We start from the raw sequence: 15,109 nt of genomic DNA, 5'->3' as shown, positions 1-15,109 counted from the left end.
ATGCGGCCGGCGCGTGCCGCGGCGGTGTGCCTCGTGCTGGCCGCCACCGCCCCGGCGGCCGGCACGGAGACGGCCTTCGGCGGGGATCGTCCCGCCGGCTGCGAATTCGCGCCCGACGCCGTCTGGCCCGCCCTGCGCGAACTGCCGCCCGACGTGCGCGAGATCGAGGCGGATCATGTACGTCGCGAGGGCGACCAGGTGCGCGCCGAGGGCGATGTCCGGCTGTACGCAGACCGTCAACGGCTGGACGCCGAGGTCCTCGACTACGACCGCGCCCGGGGGCTGGCACGGACCGAGGGAGCGGTCCGGCTGTTCGACGGCGACCTGCTGCTGCAAGGCGAAGACGGCCGTTTCCAGCTCGACGAAGATACCGGGGAGCTGAGCCGCATCGATTACATGGTGCGCTCGGTGCCCGCACGCGGACAGGCCGGGGCCGGCACGCAGCTCGACCCCGACCGGCACCGCTTCGAACGGGCGCAGTACACCACCTGCCCGGTCAACCGCGACTCCTGGCGCCTGGACGCCGCACGCCTCGACCTCGACCAGGAAAGCGGACGCGGGGTCGCCCGCCACGCCGTGCTGCGCGTGCGCAACGTACCCGTGGCCTACACCCCGTATATCGATTTCCCCCTGGACGACCGGCGCAAGTCCGGCTTCCTGCTGCCCAGCTTCGGCACCGGCGGACGCACCGGCGCGGATCTGTCCCTGCCGTGGTACTGGAACATCGCGCCCAATTACGACGCCACGTTCACGCCGCGCATCATGGCCGACCGCGGGATCAAGCTGAGCACCGAATTCCGCTACCTGCAGCCTGCCCACGAAGGACAGGTCGATTTTCGCTACCTGCCGGACGATCGCGAGACCGGCGAGGATCGCCAATTTGTGGCCTGGCAGCACCGCACCCGCATCACCCCGGGCCTGCGCCTGGACATCGATGCCGCGGACGTCTCCGACAGTGAATATTTCCGCGATTTCGGCTCCGCCGACCGCTATTCGAGCTCGGTGCGCGACCTGCGTCGCCGGGCCGACCTGACCTGGAGTCAACCGCGCTACCGCCTGCGCACCCGGGTCGAGGACTATCAGATCGTCGACACCGAGCTGGCCGACCGGCGCGAGCCCTACCAGCGCCTCCCGCAGATCACCCTGGAAGCCGGCGAATACGCGGGACAATGGGCCGGCGGCGGAGTCACCTGGGACCTGGACGCCGAACTGGTGCGTTTCGCCCGTCAGGAACGCGCCTCGGACCGTCCCACCGGCCTGCGTTTCGACCTCGACCCGGAACTGGCCTGGCGTTTCGACACCGGCGGGATCTTTGTCGAGCCCCGTGCCGGGGTGCGCTACACCGCCTACGAGCTGGACCGCCGCGGCGAACCCGGCCCCGAGTCCATCCGCCGCACCGTACCGCACGCCGCGGTGGACAGCGGCCTGATCTTCGAACGCGACCTGGCCGACGGCGAACGGCTGCAGACCCTGGAGCCCCGGCTGTTCTACGGCTACGTGCCCTACCGCGACCAGGACGACATCCCGGTGTTCGACACCGGCGAGCGCGAGTTCAGCTTCGACAACCTGTTCAGCCTGCAGCGCTTTACCGGCGCCGACCGCGTGGGCGACACCCACCAGCTCACCGCCGCCCTGACCAGCCGCCTCCTCGATACGACCACCGGACAGGAACGCGCGCGGCTGTCGGTCGGCGAGATCCGCTATTTCCGCGACCGCCGCGTACGCCGCAGCCCCTCCGCGCCGGCACTGGAGGACCGCCATTCGGACCTCGCCGTGGAGGGGCGCCTGCGTATCGGCGACGCCTGGGACGGCCGCGGCTCGGTGCTCTACAACCGCGAGCACGAGGACACCTCGCTGGCCGCGCTCGGCGTGTCCTGGAGCCCGGATGAGCGCCGGCGCATCAACCTCGGCTACCGCCAGCGGGCCGACCGGCTGGAACAGACCGACGTGTCCGTCCTGTGGCCGGCCGGCGACCGCGTGGATCTGGTCGGACGCTGGAACTACAGCCTGCGCAGTGAACGCGACCTCGAACTTCTGGCCGGTCTCCAGTATCGTAGTTGCTGCTATGGTTTGCGCGTGGTCGCCCGGCGTTCGCTGGATTCCGACCAGCGCTACGACAACTCGATCCATTTCCAGATCACGCTGGACGGACTGGCCCGTTTCGACGGCGGAGTCGACAGCCTCCTGAGCGAAGGTATTGCCGGATATGATGCGCACCCCGACCGCTAAAAGCGCCGGTCGCCGCGCGGGCATGCTTGCCCGCCCCCTGCTCCTGGCCGGGCTTGCCCTGGCCCTGGCGCCGCTGGCCCAGGCCCAGCACGACCCGCTCTCCATGCCCGAAGGTACGGGCACCGGAGCGGGCGCCGGAGCGGGCGCCGGAGCGGGCCCCGGCGCCGAAACGGGGGTACAGGCCCCGGTCACCCCGGGTGCCGCCACCGATGCCGGCGCGCCCGCCCCGGCAATCACTCCGCCGGAGGAAGACCAGTTCACCGACCGCATCCTCGCGATCGTCGAGGAAGACGTGATCACCCAGCGCGAGCTGGTGGAACGCATGAACCTGGTGGCTCAGCAGATGGCCGAACAGGGGCAGCGTCCGCCCGGCCAGGATGCCCTCGCCCGCCAGGTCATGGAACAGCTGGTTACCGAACGCGTGCAGCTGCAGGAAGCCCGCAGGATCGGCATCAGCATCGACGAGATGACACTGAACCGAACCATGGAGCAGATCGCGCGCGAGAACCGCATGACACTGCCCCAGCTGCGCCGCGCCCTGATGCAGGACGGCGTGGACTTCGAGGCGTTTCGTGAACAGATCCGCACCGAGCTGACCATCAACCAGCTGCGCAGCCGCCAGGTCGACAACCGGGTCCGGGTTTCCGATCAGGAGATCGAAGACCTCATCGCCTCGGAAAGCGGCGCCATCGACCGCGACGTGCGCTACCGCCTCTCGCACATCCTCGTCGCGGTGCCGCAGGGCGCCGGCAGCGACGAGATCCGCGAGGCGCGGGAAAAGGCCGCGGAGCTGCGCTCCCGGGTGCGGGAAGGCGAGGAATTCGCCCGGGTGGCGATGGAAGCATCCGACGGACCGCAGGCCCTGCAGGGCGGCGACCTGGGCTGGCGCAGCCCCGGCGAGCTGTCCACGGTGCTGGCCCGCGAGGCCATCCTGATGCGCACCGGCGCGGTCAGCGACGTCCTGCGCTCACCGCAGGGCTTCCACATCATCCGTCTCGAGGACCGCGAGGGCGGTGACCAGACCCTGGTCGAACAGACCGAAGTCCGTCACATCCTCAAGAGTCCCGACGAGGTCCGCAGCGAGGAAGAGGCCGAGCGCCAGATCCGCGCCCTGTACAACCGCCTGCAGGAGGGCGAGGACTTCGGCGATCTCGCCCGCGGCAACTCCGACGACCCGGGGTCCGCCGCGCAGGGCGGCCGCCTGGGCTGGATCAGTCCCGGGGAGCTGGTGCCCGGCTTCGAACAGGCCATGAACCGGCTCGAGCCGGGCGAGATCAGCGAGCCGGTGCAGAGCGAGTTCGGCTGGCACATCATCGAGGTGCTGGACCGCCGCGAAGTCGACACCACCCGCGAGCAGATCCGCGCCCGCGCCCGCGAAGTCCTGCAGAACCGCAAGCGCCAGGACGAGATGGAGCTGTGGCTGCGCCGCCTGCGCGAGGGCGCCTATGTCGAATACCGCGTCGACGGCCTCGAGCCCTGAGCCGATGGCCGGAGAACCGGTTCCGCGTCTGGCGCTGACCGCCGGCGAACCCGCCGGAATCGGACCCGACCTGCTGGCCATGCTGGCGCGCCACGCCGGTCCGGCCCAGCGCGTCGCGATCGGCGATGCGGGTGTCCTCGAACGCCGCGCACGCGATCTGCGCATCGCCCTCACCCTGCGCGCGCACGACCCCGATGCACCGCGCAAACCTACACCTGCCGGCACCCTGGAGCTGCTGGAGGTCCCGGTGGAAGCACCGGTGACCCCCGGGGCCCTGGAACCGGCCAATGCCGGGCACGTGCTCAACCTGCTGGCCGCGGCCGCCGACGGCTGCCTCGACGGGCACTTCGACGCCATGGTGACCGCCCCGGTCCACAAGGGAGTGATCCATCGGGCCGGCCACGATTTCACCGGCCACACCGAATGGCTGGCCGAGCGCGCCGGCTCCGGCCGACCGGTGATGATGCTGGTCGCCGGTGATCTGCGCGTTGCCCTGGTGACCACTCACCTGCCCCTGCGCGAGGTCCCCGACGCGATTACCCCGCCGGTGCTGGAACGGACCCTGCACATCCTGGATCAGGACCTGCGCCGCGACTTCGGCCTGGCGCGGCCGCGCATCGCCGTGCTCGGGCTCAACCCGCACGCCGGCGAGGGCGGCGTGCTGGGACGCGAGGAAGAGCTCGTGATCGAACCGGTGCTCGCCCGCCTGCGCGAACGCGGCATGCACCTGACCGGGCCGCTGCCGGCCGACACCGCCTTCACCCCGCGTGCCCTCGCCCGGGTCGACGCGGTGCTCGCCATGTACCACGACCAGGGCCTGCCGGTGCTCAAGCACGCCGGCTTCGGCGAGGCGGTAAACGTCACCCTGGGCCTCCCCTTCGTGCGCACCTCGGTGGATCACGGCACCGCGCTGGATCTGGCCGGCAGCGGACGCGCCGAGGTCGGCAGTCTGGCCGCGGCGGAGAACCTGGCCGCCCGTCTCGCGGGCCACCGCGGGGCAGCCCCGGCGGGGACTCCGACATGACCCGACGCACCCGGCGACCGGCCGCAGCCGACGAGGGACCGGGCCCGGTCCGCCGCCGCTTCGGCCAGAATTTCCTCCATGACCCGGGGATCCTCGATCGCATCGTGCGAGCCATCGACCCGCAGCCGGACGATCGCATGCTGGAGATCGGCCCGGGGCGCGGCGCCCTGACGGCCCCGCTGCTGGACCGCCTGCAGAAACTGGACGCAGTGGAGATCGACCGTGATCTGGCCGCGGCGCTGCGCAGCCACTTCCCGCCCGAACGCCTGACCCTGCACACCGGCGATGCCCTGGAACTGGATCTGGCCGCGCTCGGCCCGCCCCCGCCCGCCGGCTGGCGCGTGGTCGGCAACCTCCCCTACAACATCTCCACCCCGCTGCTGTTCCACCTGCTGGAGCAGAGCGAGCACATCCGCGACATGCATTTCCTGCTGCAGCGCGAGGTGGTGGAACGCATCACCGCCGGGCCGGGCAGCAAGCGCTACGGCCGCCTGAGCGTGATGGTTGCCGCGCGCGCCCGCGCCACCGAACTGCTGGGAGTCCCGCCGGGGGCATTTCACCCGCCGCCGAAGGTGCATTCGGCCGTGGTGCGCATCGTCCCGGATGCCGAGCCGCGGGTACCCGCTGCGCGGCTGCCCGCCTTCGCCGCGCTGGTCAACCGCGCGTTCTCCAATCGGCGCAAGACCCTGCGGCGCGGGCTTGCCGGCCTGCTGGAGGCGGCCGATATCGAGGCCGCCGGCCTGGACCCGGGCCAGCGTCCGGAGACCGTCGACGTCGCCGGTTTCGACGCCCTCGCCCGGCGGATCCCCGAATCCGCCGGCGCGGAGTGACCCGGGCAGGGGCACGGCCCCGCGCCGGGTCCGTTTTTCTCCCTCCACGCCCCGCTCGCGTTACCATGGGCACATGACTGGCAGGGACCGCATGCAGCTGATCGTCGCCGATGTCGGCGGGACCCACACCCGCCTGGCGCAGGCCGAATACGCCCGGGGTACGTGGCAACTGCACGCGACCACCCGCTATGCGAGCCGCGAGTACGCCGGCCTGGGTGCAATCCTCGAGGACTGGCTGGCGCGCCCGGAACAGTCCGGGATGAGCTTCAGCGGCGCGGGCATGGCCGTCGCCGGGCCGGTGCACGCCGGGCGCGCCCGGGTCACCAACCTGCGCTGGCCCGAACTCGCGACCGCCGAACTGGCCGCGGTGGCCGGCGTGCCGGTCGCCCTGCTCAACGATTTCGCCGCGGTGGGCGCCTGTCTCGAGGCCCTGACCCCGGAAGACCGCCTGATCCTGCAGGACGGCGAGGCGGATCCCGCGGGACCGAGGCTGGTCACCGGGGCCGGCACCGGGCTGGGCACCTGCCTGGTCACCCCGCCCGCGGGCACAGATGCCCCGCCGGCGATCCATCCCGGCGAAGGTGGCCACGCGCGTTTTTCCCCGACCGACGCCGACGAGACCGAACTGGCCGCTTTCGTCACCGCCGAGGCCGGCCTGTGCACTCGCGAACACCTGCTCAGCGGCCGCGGCATCGCGCGCATCGGGCGCTTCGAGCTGCAGCGCCGCGACGACCCCGAACTCGGGCGCGCGCTGGCCGCCGCGGAACCCGCCGCCGCCATCAGCGCGCTGGCGGACACCGGTAACCCGGCCGCACTGCGGGTGGTGCGCCGCTTCGTGACCCTGTACGCCGGGCAGCTGGCCGACATGGCGCTGACCGCGCTGCCGCGCGGTGGCGTCTTCATCGGCGGCGGCATCGCCCCGCGCTGGGCCGACCATTTTCTCGCCCCGGCCTTCCGCGAGGCCTTCCGTGCACGCCCGCCGATGGAAGACCTGCTGGAACGCCTGCCAGTGGAACTGATCATTCATCCCGAACCGGGCCTGCTGGGAGCCGCGGTCGCCGCTTCCCGGGCCGGCCCCCACGGAGCATCCGCCCCATGACCATGCAGCAGGAAAATCCCGTCGAGATCGAGGTCTCCAGCGCCTATGTCGAAGACCAGTCGGAACCCGAAGAGGACCGCTACGTCTTCGCCTACCACGTGGTGATCCGCAACGCCGGCGAGCGCAGCGTGCAGCTGCTCAACCGCCACTGGATCATCCGCGACGGGCGCGACCAGACCCAGGAAGTGCGCGGCGAGGGCGTGGTCGGCGAGCAGCCCCATATCGCCCCGGGCGACTCCTTCGAGTACACCAGCGGCACGGTGATCGAGACCCCGGTGGGCATGATGGAAGGCAGCTACGAGATGCGCGACGAGAAGGGGCACACCTTCGAGGCCACCATCCCGCCGTTCACCCTGTCCGTTCCCCGCACGCTGCACTGAGGCCGGCGTGGCACTGTACGCCGTCGGCGACCTGCAGGGCTGCCTGGATCCGCTGGAGCGCCTGCTGGAACGCGTACGCTTCGACCCGTCCCGCGATCGCCTGTGGCTGGTCGGGGACCTGGTCAACCGCGGGCCGGACTCGGCCGGCTGCCTGCGGCGGGTGCGCTCGCTGGGCGCGGCCGCGACCACCGTGCTCGGCAACCACGACCTGCATCTGCTGGCCGCCAGCGAGGGCCTGCGCGAACCCGGCCGGCGCGACACCCTGCAGGAGGTGCTGAACGCCCCGGATGCCGCGGAGCTCCTGGAATGGGTGGCCAGCCAGCCGCTGCTGCATCGCGACCCCGACAACGACTGGACGCTGGTCCACGCCGGCATCCCGCCGGTATGGGACACCGACACCGCCGCCGCCGAGGCGCGGCGAGTAGAGGCCGAACTGGGCGAACCGCGCCGGCGTCGTGCCCTGCTGGAGGTGATGTACGGCGACACGCCGGCGCAATGGGATCCGGCCCTTCAGGGCTACGATCGCCTGCGCTTCGCGATCAACGGCTTCACCCGCATGCGCATGGTCGGCACCGGTCCCGGCGGCGCGCTGGAGTTCGCCAGCAACGGCCCGCCCGAAGAGGCCCCGGCGACGCTGGTCCCGTGGTTCGACCACCCCGCACGCCGCAGCCGCGGAACCCCGGTGGTGTTCGGCCACTGGGCCGCGCTGGGTCACCGCCGCGGCCCCGACTGGCTGGCGCTGGACAGCGGCTGCGTGTGGGGGAACGCGATGAGCCTGGCACGCCTGGACGGTGCCACGCCGCAGACCGCTGCGGTGGAACAGGTCCCCTGCCCGGGGACCTGAGAAGCCCCGGACGGACCTCGTCAGCCCCGCCCGGGGCGGGGATCGTCGACCGGCTCGGCGGGCACGCCCAGCGCCTCGACGATCTGCGAACGCGCCGCCTCGGCGAGCTCGCGGCGCGGGCGATCATGCCCCTCCAGCGGCTCCAGCACATGCACGCTCACCCGCGTGCGCGGGCGGCACAGCAGCCGCCACACGTTGGGCACCAGACGGTCATGCCCGGCGAAAGCCACCGGCACGGTACCGTCGCTGTAGCTTTCGTAATCCAGCGCCACCGGCTGCACCGGATGCGCGGTCCCCGTGACCGCGGCGAACAGCCGCGGATGAAAGCGGCGCAGCCCGTGTCCCCGGGTCGTCGTACCTTCCGGAAACACCACGAAATGCCGCCCCGCGTCCAGCCCCTCGCGCATCGCCTCCACGTGCGCCGAGGCCTCGTGGCCGCCGCGACGGATGAAGCGCGTACCGTGGCGTCGCGCCAGCCAGCCAATGATCGGCCAGCGGGCGATCTCGGCCTTGGACAGGAAACAGGGGTCCACCGCCGCGCCCAGCAACGGGATATCCAGCCAGGACACATGATTGGCGACCACCAGCGACGCCTCGCGGGGTGGTTCCCCCGCGACCTCGCAGTACACGCCCGCCAGCTGCAGCGCCCTGCGGTACCAGGCGCGCCGCACCTGCGAATGTGCCTCGGGGCCGGCGCCCTGTCGCTGCAGCCGCCAGGTGACCCAGACCCCGACCAGCAGATGGCCCAGAATCCGGATCAGCCGGAACACCCCTCTTGCCGTACCTGTCATGCTCCTCCCCCGTGTCACTGCCGGGCGTGTACCCCGGCGCGGGCGCCCATGGTAAACGACCCGCCGCCCATGCAGCCGGAGGCCTTGCGGTTTAATATGGGTTCCTCCCCCCGGCGAGGGGCAACGGAGCAGCAGGGAGCGCGGCACCCAGGCGGCCGGCTTCTCGACCCGGCGGGCAGAGTAAAGGTTTCAGGCAGGGAGCAGTGGTGCGGCAAGCAGAAGGCTGCCGCCGGCAATCAACGCGCCGATGAGGGCCCCGACGGCGACATCGGATGGATAATGGAGGGCAAGAACCAGCCGCGACATCGCCACCAGGGCAGCGAATGGCACCACCAGCCAGGCCCAGATCGGAAGCCAGGCCACCAGCACGACAGTGAAGCCCACCGCGTGCATGGTGTGTCCGGAAGGAAAACTGAACTCATCCAGCGGAGAAATGCTGTGCAGCAGGTCGCCGTGCCGCTGACAGGGACGCGGACGGCCGGCACCCTGCTTGAGCACGCGATAAAGGGGCATGGACACCAGACCCACGGCCATCATGTGCACGCTGACCACCCAGGCCCAGGCCCCGTGGATCAGCGGAAGCGAGAGCATGATGGCGTACCAGGCGACCCCGTCGCCCAGACGCGATACCCCCCGAACAAACGCCCGATGGCCGGCTTTCGCGCGATCCGGTTGAAACGCCGGCAAACCCTTTCATCCAGATTATCGACCCGTTGCAGCAGACGCATGCTGACCCTCCCCGCCTCCGATCCGGCCGAGCTCCGTCAGGCGAGCGCCAAAGCGGCCGACGATCCGTTCCCAGTCCAGGCCTTCGGCCCGCTGCCGCGCGGCCTGCCCCATCACCCGCCATGCGAGGCGGTCGCGGCGTCGGCGCTCCGCCAGATCCAGGGCAGCCGCGGCGAAGGCCTCGCTGTCGTCCGCCGGGTTTCCACTGAGCGGGACCCGCACGCCGTTTTCACCCTCGCGCAGGTGCTCGCGCGCAGCGGCTTCGTCGAAGGCAAGCACCGGAAGCCCGCTGGCCATGGCCTCGATCACCACATTGCCGAAGGTTTCCGAACGTGAGGCGAAGACGAACAGATCCGCGCTGGCGTAATGCGCGGCCAGATCGGCGCCGGTCCGCATGCCGGTAAAGATCACTTCCGGATGACGGGCCTCGAGCGCCGCGCGTGAAGGGCCATCCCCCACCATCACCAGACGCGCGCGCGGCAGGCGGGCACGCACCGCCTCCCAGGCCCGAATCACGTCTTCGGGCGCCTTTTCCGGGGCCAGCCGCCCGACACTGATCAGCACCGGCACATCCACGCCGCCCTCCCACTCGTCGCGCAGGGGCCATGAACGGCGAGCGGGACTGAACAGCCCGGTATCGACGCCCCGTTCCAGCACCCGGATACCGCGGAAACCGGATGACTCCAGTTCCGACGCGAGCGCGCGAGTGGGTACCAGGGTGCAATCGCAGCGGTTGTGGAAGCGGCGCAGGAAAGCCAGCGCCAGGGGACGGGCCCAGGCCATTCCGTAATAACCCATGTATCCGTCGAAACGCGTATGGAAAGCCGAACTGACGGGAATCCCGAGTCGGCGCGCAGCGCTGAGCGCCGCGTGTCCCAGGGGACCCTCGGTAGCAATGTGAACCACCCCCGGGCGCGCACGTTTCCAGTGACGGAGCAAACGACGGCGCACCGGCAGCCCCGCACGCAGGCCCGGATAGCCGGGCAGCGGCACGCCTGGAACCGTGTGTTCCTCGGCCGCGGGCCCGGAGGTCCCTGAGAGCGGGCGGTCGCCGGCCTGCCGCGGGCGCACCACTTCAACCGCATATCCCGTCTCGCGCAGGCCGTTCACCAGTCGCGACAGCGTAAGGGCCACGCCGTTGATCTCCGGGGGCCAGGTCTCGGTCACAACGGCGACCTTCGGAAACTGCGGCTCCCCGCGGGCTGCCTGCACCCCCGAGGACGCCGCGGCGGGAATGCGGGATGTCATGACCGCGGTCATGATCAGAGCTCCCGGGCGGCGGAACCGCCGTTGCCGACACCCGATGACATGTCGTCGGAGGGCGCCGCGTCGGGAATGTACGGGGTCCGTATCCGATAGCGTTCCGGCACGTCGCGAAGCTGCAGCAGCATGAGCAGACAGGCCGCATTGCGCCGCGTGTCATGCGCGGGCTCGCCGGCCACCCGCGCTCCGAGGTCCAGCCAGGCACGGCTGGACGGCGGCAGCCCGTCGGGGGAGGGCATCCCGTGCCAGATGGTCAGGGCATTGGGCAGCGCACTGCGCGGAGCCACACGCTGCCGGGAGGGTACACGCCGAAAAGCACGCAGCCACGCAAGCGCCGGTGGAATCGAACTCGCCACCGGGATACGATCCCGGGCGATCAGATACCGGCAGTCGAGACGTTGAAGCAGATAAACGACGCCGCGCCACAGCGCCTCGAACGCAGCCGGCTGGCCAGCGTGCGCGGGCAGAATGCGCAGGCGGTCGAGTTCCGCCCCGCGTCCGGGCAGGGTGACCAGGGGTCCCAGGTCGAACGATTCCAGGGACGGGAAACCACCGCCCGCCAGGGCACCCTCTTCCGGCAGCAGCCGGGCACAGGCCACTGGCAGGCGACTCCCGCGGGCATACACCAGCAGGTGGTGAGCGTGGCCATCCAGCGGGTCACGATCGAGCCCGTCCAGTCGCGGTGACAGCGAGCCTCCGCGCCGCGCGGCCCCGACACGAAAGCGCAGACGCTGCGCCGCGCGCAGGTCCTCGCGGCCGCTGGCAATGCGCCACTCATACGATGACGGCGTGCGATCGGCGAACTGAGGGGCGGGAGGATTCGGGTGGGGCATGGCGGCAATCTCCACGGGTCATGCCCGGGGAGATTACGGCCGCACTCTTGCACCCCGTTGAACGGGGCATGACGCTTTGGTGACCGCTCCCGATGGAATACCGGAAACGGTGCCGGGCCCGGCCTACGGCAGCTGACCGGTGTAGGCGCCGGATTCGACCGGCAGGTCCTCGCCTTCCCAGGACTTCATGCCGCCGGCGACGTTGACCACGTTGCTGAAGCCCATCTCCTGCAGGCGCAGGACCGACAGGGCAGCGCGCCCGCCGGTGGCGCAGATGATGGCCACGGGCTTCTCGCGCGCGGAGTACAGCGCCTCGATGCGATGCGGGGTATTGGGGTCGGCGGCGCCTTCCAGCAGGCCGCGCGGGATCAGCAGCGAATCCGGCACGTGGGCGCGTTCGTATTCATAAGGTTCGCGCACGTCGACGAGGGTCCAGTCCTCGCCCTTCTGCCGCGCCTCGTGCAGCTCTTCCGGGGAGATCTCGCGGATGTTTTCGCGCGCCGCGGCGACGAAGTCCTTCATCAGCTTTTCGCTCATGGGGCATTCCTTTTCTTCGGGTTCGTTTGGGTTTCGGGATAAATGGACAATCCTGACAGTCTGCGGGCTTTGCGGCCGATTTCAAGCGAGCTCCGCTCACTCCACCGCCAGGCGCTCCGCCAGCGTCGCGGGGTCGTCCACCGGCGGTTCGCAGTGCAGCCCGCGGCACAGCCAGGCGCGCGGTCCGCCCTCGCGCGGCGCCTTGCCGGCCAGGGCGTCGGGCAGATCGCGGGCATCGTCGGGCACGGGGAAGACCCGCGCCGCGCCATCGGCGGCAGCGATCGTCCGGCGCGCGTCGGCCAGCACCTCGCCCTGCCCGCGCAGGATCACCAGCGGCGGGGCGTGATAATGCATGTCCAGCGCCACCAGCAGGCTCATGTGGCCCATCGGCGCCTGCTCGATCATCGGCCCGGCGTTGGCCAGCACACCCTCGGCCGCCTCCAGATAGCGCGGTTCGGCCAGCAGGTGCCCCAGCCGGATCAGGCACTGCGCGGCGATCCCGTTGCCCGCGGCCATGGCATCGTCGGAATACACCTTGGGCCGCTGGATCAGGGCCTCGTGGTCGCGCGCGGTGTAGAAAAAGCCGCCGCTGGCATCATCGTGGAAATCCTCCATCAGGGCCCCGGCCAGGGTCACGGCCCAGTCCAGAAGCTCGCTGTCCCATTCAGTCTCCAGCAGCGCCAGGGTCGCCTCCAGCAGCGCGGCATAGTCGTCGAGGCAGGCGCGCGGCATGGCCGAGGTCGCCCCCTCGCGATAGCTGGCGTACAGGCGCCCGTCGTGCCAGTGCAGGCGCCGCACCGCCGCCATTGCGTCCTGTGCCAGCACCAGCCAGTCGGGGCGATCCAGCGCGCGGGCGGCGCGCGCCAGGCCGGTGATCATCAGCGCGTTCCATCCGGCCAGCAGCTTGTCGTCGCGATGCGGGCGCACGCGCTGTTCACGCGCCTCCAGCAGCCGCTCGCGCGCCTGGTTCAGGCGGGACGCGGCCTCCTCCGGGGAGATCCCCAGGGCATCCGCGACGGTGTCCGGCGGCACCACTTCGTGCAGGTGCCAGCGGCCCTCGAAGTTGGGCGGCCCCTGCAGACCCCACACGCGTGCGGCAACCGCCCATTCCTCGGCCGGCAGCAGCGCCTCCACGGTCTCCGGATCCCAGACGTAGAAGCGCCCTTCCTCGCCTTCGGAATCGGCGTCCAGGCTGGAACAGAAGGCGCCGCTGGCATCCCGCATCTCGCGCTCGAGCCAGGCCACCGTCTGCTCCGCGACCCGGCGCGAACGGATGTCGCCGCGCGCCGCGCGTTCGGCGTACAGCCCCAGCAGCGGCCCGTTGTCGTACAGCATCTTCTCGAAATGCGGGATCATCCAGCGGGTGTCCACCGAGTAGCGACAGAACCCGCCGCCGACCTGGTCGAACAGTCCGCCGGCGGCCATCGCGTCCAGGGTCGCATCCAGCATGCGGCGGGACTCGCCGTCGCCGTGGCGGGCCGCATGCCAGGCCAGCCAGTCGAGCGAGGCCGGATGGGGGAACTTGGGCGCATCGCCGAAACCGCCATGCTCCGCGTCGAAGCTCTGCGCCAGTTCCGCGCGGGCCTTGTCCACCACGCTCAGCGCCGGGATGCTGCCGCCCTCGGGGTTGTAGATCCGCGTGAGCGCCTGCTGCAGGGAATCGTTCTGGCGCCGGATCTCCTCCGGATGTTCGGAGAGGAAATCGGCCACGCGGTTGAGCAGATCCACGAACGACGGCAGCCCGTGCCGCGGGGTGCTCGGGAAGTAGGTCCCGGCGAAGAACGGCACCTGGTCCGGCGTCAGGAACACCGTCAGCGGCCAGCCGCCCGGGCGCTGCGCCAGCAGCATGTGCGCGTTCTGGTAGATGCGATCGAGATCGGGCCGCTCCTCGCGATCCACCTTGATGTTCACGTAGCGCCGGTTCATCACCTCCGCGGTCGCCGGATCCTCGAAGGATTCATGCGCCATCACGTGGCACCAGTGGCAGGCGGAGTACCCGATCGACAGCAGGATCGGCTTGTCCTCGGTCCGCGCCCGCTCCAGGGCCTCCTCGCCCCACGGATACCAGTCGACCGGATTGTCCGCGTGCTGTTGCAGATACGGGCTGCTGGCGCCGGCGAGACGGTTCATGGCGACCTCCCTGGAAACGTGGGTGGCGAAAGTCGGGACGAAGACGGTCCCGATGCGTGCGAATGCCTTGCAGGACCGGTAGGATGTGCGGCTGTTTCGGCCACCGCAAGCGCCCATGCCTGTTCACCCGTTTATCGATCCGGTCGCACTCTCCCTGGGCCCGGTCAGCATCCACTGGTACGGGCTGATGTACGTCATCGGATTCCTGGCCTTCTGGGGGCTGGGGGTCTGGCGCGCGCGCGCGCGCAACTGGGATCCGCTGGAGCCACGCCAGGTCGGCGACCTGCTGTTCTGGGGCGCGATCGGCGTGATCATCGGCGGGCGCCTGGGCTACGCGCTGTTCTACAACTTCGACGGCGTGCTGGCCGACCCGCTGAGCCTGATCCGGCTGTGGGAGGGCGGCATGTCCTTCCACGGCGGGCTGATCGGCGTGCTGGTCACCGCCTGGCTGTACGCCCGGCATCTGCACCAGCCGTTCTTCCGCCTGACCGATTTCATCGCCCCGCTGATCCCCATCGGTCTGGGCGCCGGGCGCGTGGGCAACTGGATCAACGGCGAGCTGTGGGGCAAGCCCACCGACCTGCCGTGGGCGATGGTCTTCCCCGCGGCCGACTACGTACCCCGGCATCCCTCGCAGCTCTACCAGGCCTTTCTCGAAGGCGTGGTGCTGTTCGTGGTGCTGTGGCTGGTGTCGCGCCAGCCGCGGCGGACCGGTCTGGTCTCGGGCCTGTTCCTGACCCTGTACGGCGCGTTCCGCTTCGTGGTGGAGTTCGTGCGCGAACCGGACGCGCACATCGGCTATCTCGCCTTCGGCTGGGTCACCATGGGGCAGGTCCTGTCGCTGCCGGTGATCCTGTTCGGCCTCGGCCTGATCGTCTGGTCGCGCCGCAACCCCCTGCCCGAACCCCGCCCGGACACCTCCGACAAGCCCTGAGGACGCAGC

At 70.7% G+C, this 15,109-nt stretch carries 13 protein-coding genes and 1 pseudogene; 8 read left to right on the top strand and 6 right to left on the bottom strand.

Features of this window, described 5'->3' with window-relative positions; all coding sequences use genetic code 11:
- The 7 genes from F788_RS0110395 (at window position 1) to F788_RS0110365 (ending at window position 7,886) form a co-directional block, all read left to right on the top strand.
- A complete protein-coding gene (locus F788_RS0110395) occupies window positions 1-2,229 on the top strand; it encodes an LPS-assembly protein LptD (RefSeq protein WP_019590117.1) in 2,229 nt (742 codons plus the stop codon).
- Entirely contained in the window at window positions 2,207-3,709 is a 1,503-nt protein-coding gene (locus F788_RS0110390; RefSeq protein ID WP_019590116.1) for a peptidylprolyl isomerase, read from the top strand. Before F788_RS0110395 ends, F788_RS0110390 begins: the two co-directional genes overlap by 23 nt.
- A 4-nt stretch (window positions 3,710-3,713) precedes the next feature.
- Window positions 3,714-4,733, top strand: a complete 1,020-nt coding sequence (pdxA, locus tag F788_RS0110385) for a 4-hydroxythreonine-4-phosphate dehydrogenase PdxA (RefSeq protein WP_019590115.1) — start codon at window positions 3,714-3,716, stop codon at window positions 4,731-4,733.
- The gene (gene rsmA, locus F788_RS0110380) at window positions 4,730-5,563 is read left to right on the top strand and encodes a 16S rRNA (adenine(1518)-N(6)/adenine(1519)-N(6))-dimethyltransferase RsmA (protein WP_019590114.1); all 834 of its coding nucleotides are present in this window, start codon (window positions 4,730-4,732) and stop codon (window positions 5,561-5,563) included. The genes pdxA and rsmA overlap by 4 nt, the downstream gene beginning before the upstream one ends.
- A gap of 91 nt (window positions 5,564-5,654) precedes the next feature.
- The gene (locus F788_RS0110375; RefSeq protein WP_019590113.1) at window positions 5,655-6,662 is read left to right on the top strand and encodes a glucokinase; all 1,008 of its coding nucleotides are present in this window, start codon (window positions 5,655-5,657) and stop codon (window positions 6,660-6,662) included.
- Complete coding sequence (apaG, locus tag F788_RS0110370; protein WP_018870887.1) at window positions 6,659-7,042, top strand: Co2+/Mg2+ efflux protein ApaG; 384 nt, start codon at window positions 6,659-6,661, stop codon at window positions 7,040-7,042. The genes F788_RS0110375 and apaG overlap by 4 nt, the downstream gene beginning before the upstream one ends.
- A gap of 7 nt (window positions 7,043-7,049) precedes the next feature.
- Window positions 7,050-7,886 (top strand): symmetrical bis(5'-nucleosyl)-tetraphosphatase, encoded by an 837-nt coding sequence (locus tag F788_RS0110365; RefSeq protein ID WP_019590112.1) that lies wholly within the window; start codon window positions 7,050-7,052, stop codon window positions 7,884-7,886.
- Window positions 7,887-7,906: 20 nt separating this feature from the next.
- On the opposite strand, the gene F788_RS0110360 is transcribed toward F788_RS0110365, so the two are convergent.
- From F788_RS0110360 to F788_RS0110335, 6 genes and pseudogenes are all read right to left on the bottom strand, one after another.
- Window positions 7,907-8,644: a 1-acyl-sn-glycerol-3-phosphate acyltransferase gene (locus tag F788_RS0110360; protein WP_026332765.1), complete on the bottom strand. Its 738-nt coding sequence runs from the start codon at window positions 8,642-8,644 to the stop codon at window positions 7,907-7,909.
- A gap of 222 nt (window positions 8,645-8,866) precedes the next feature.
- Window positions 8,867-9,405, bottom strand: a pseudogene (locus F788_RS13415) (phosphatase PAP2 family protein).
- Window positions 9,380-10,663, bottom strand: a complete 1,284-nt coding sequence (locus tag F788_RS0110350) for a glycosyltransferase family 1 protein (protein WP_019590110.1) — start codon at window positions 10,661-10,663, stop codon at window positions 9,380-9,382. The pseudogene F788_RS13415 and the gene F788_RS0110350 overlap by 26 nt, the downstream one beginning before the upstream one ends.
- A gap of 2 nt (window positions 10,664-10,665) precedes the next feature.
- A complete protein-coding gene (locus tag F788_RS0110345) occupies window positions 10,666-11,499 on the bottom strand; it encodes a GNAT family N-acetyltransferase (protein WP_019590109.1) in 834 nt (277 codons plus the stop codon).
- 123 nt (window positions 11,500-11,622) lie between these two features.
- Window positions 11,623-12,036 (bottom strand): rhodanese-like domain-containing protein, encoded by a 414-nt coding sequence (locus tag F788_RS0110340; RefSeq protein WP_018946260.1) that lies wholly within the window; start codon window positions 12,034-12,036, stop codon window positions 11,623-11,625.
- Between the two features lie 96 nt (window positions 12,037-12,132).
- A complete protein-coding gene (locus F788_RS0110335) occupies window positions 12,133-14,166 on the bottom strand; it encodes a thioredoxin domain-containing protein (protein WP_019590108.1) in 2,034 nt (677 codons plus the stop codon).
- A 115-nt stretch (window positions 14,167-14,281) separates the two neighbouring features.
- On the opposite strand from F788_RS0110335, the gene lgt reads away from it, so the two are divergent.
- Window positions 14,282-15,100 carry a prolipoprotein diacylglyceryl transferase gene (gene lgt, locus F788_RS0110330; protein ID WP_019590107.1) on the top strand — a complete coding sequence of 273 codons (819 nt, stop codon included), beginning with the start codon at window positions 14,282-14,284 and terminating at the stop codon, window positions 15,098-15,100.
- The last annotated feature ends 9 nt before the right edge of the window (window positions 15,101-15,109 follow it).

The organism is Thioalkalivibrio sp. ALE10 (assembly GCF_000381385.1).
Classification (GTDB): Bacteria; Pseudomonadota; Gammaproteobacteria; order Ectothiorhodospirales; family Ectothiorhodospiraceae; genus Thioalkalivibrio.
Note: the sequence above shows the minus strand (reverse complement) of the source record. Positions and strands in the feature narration are given on the sequence as shown.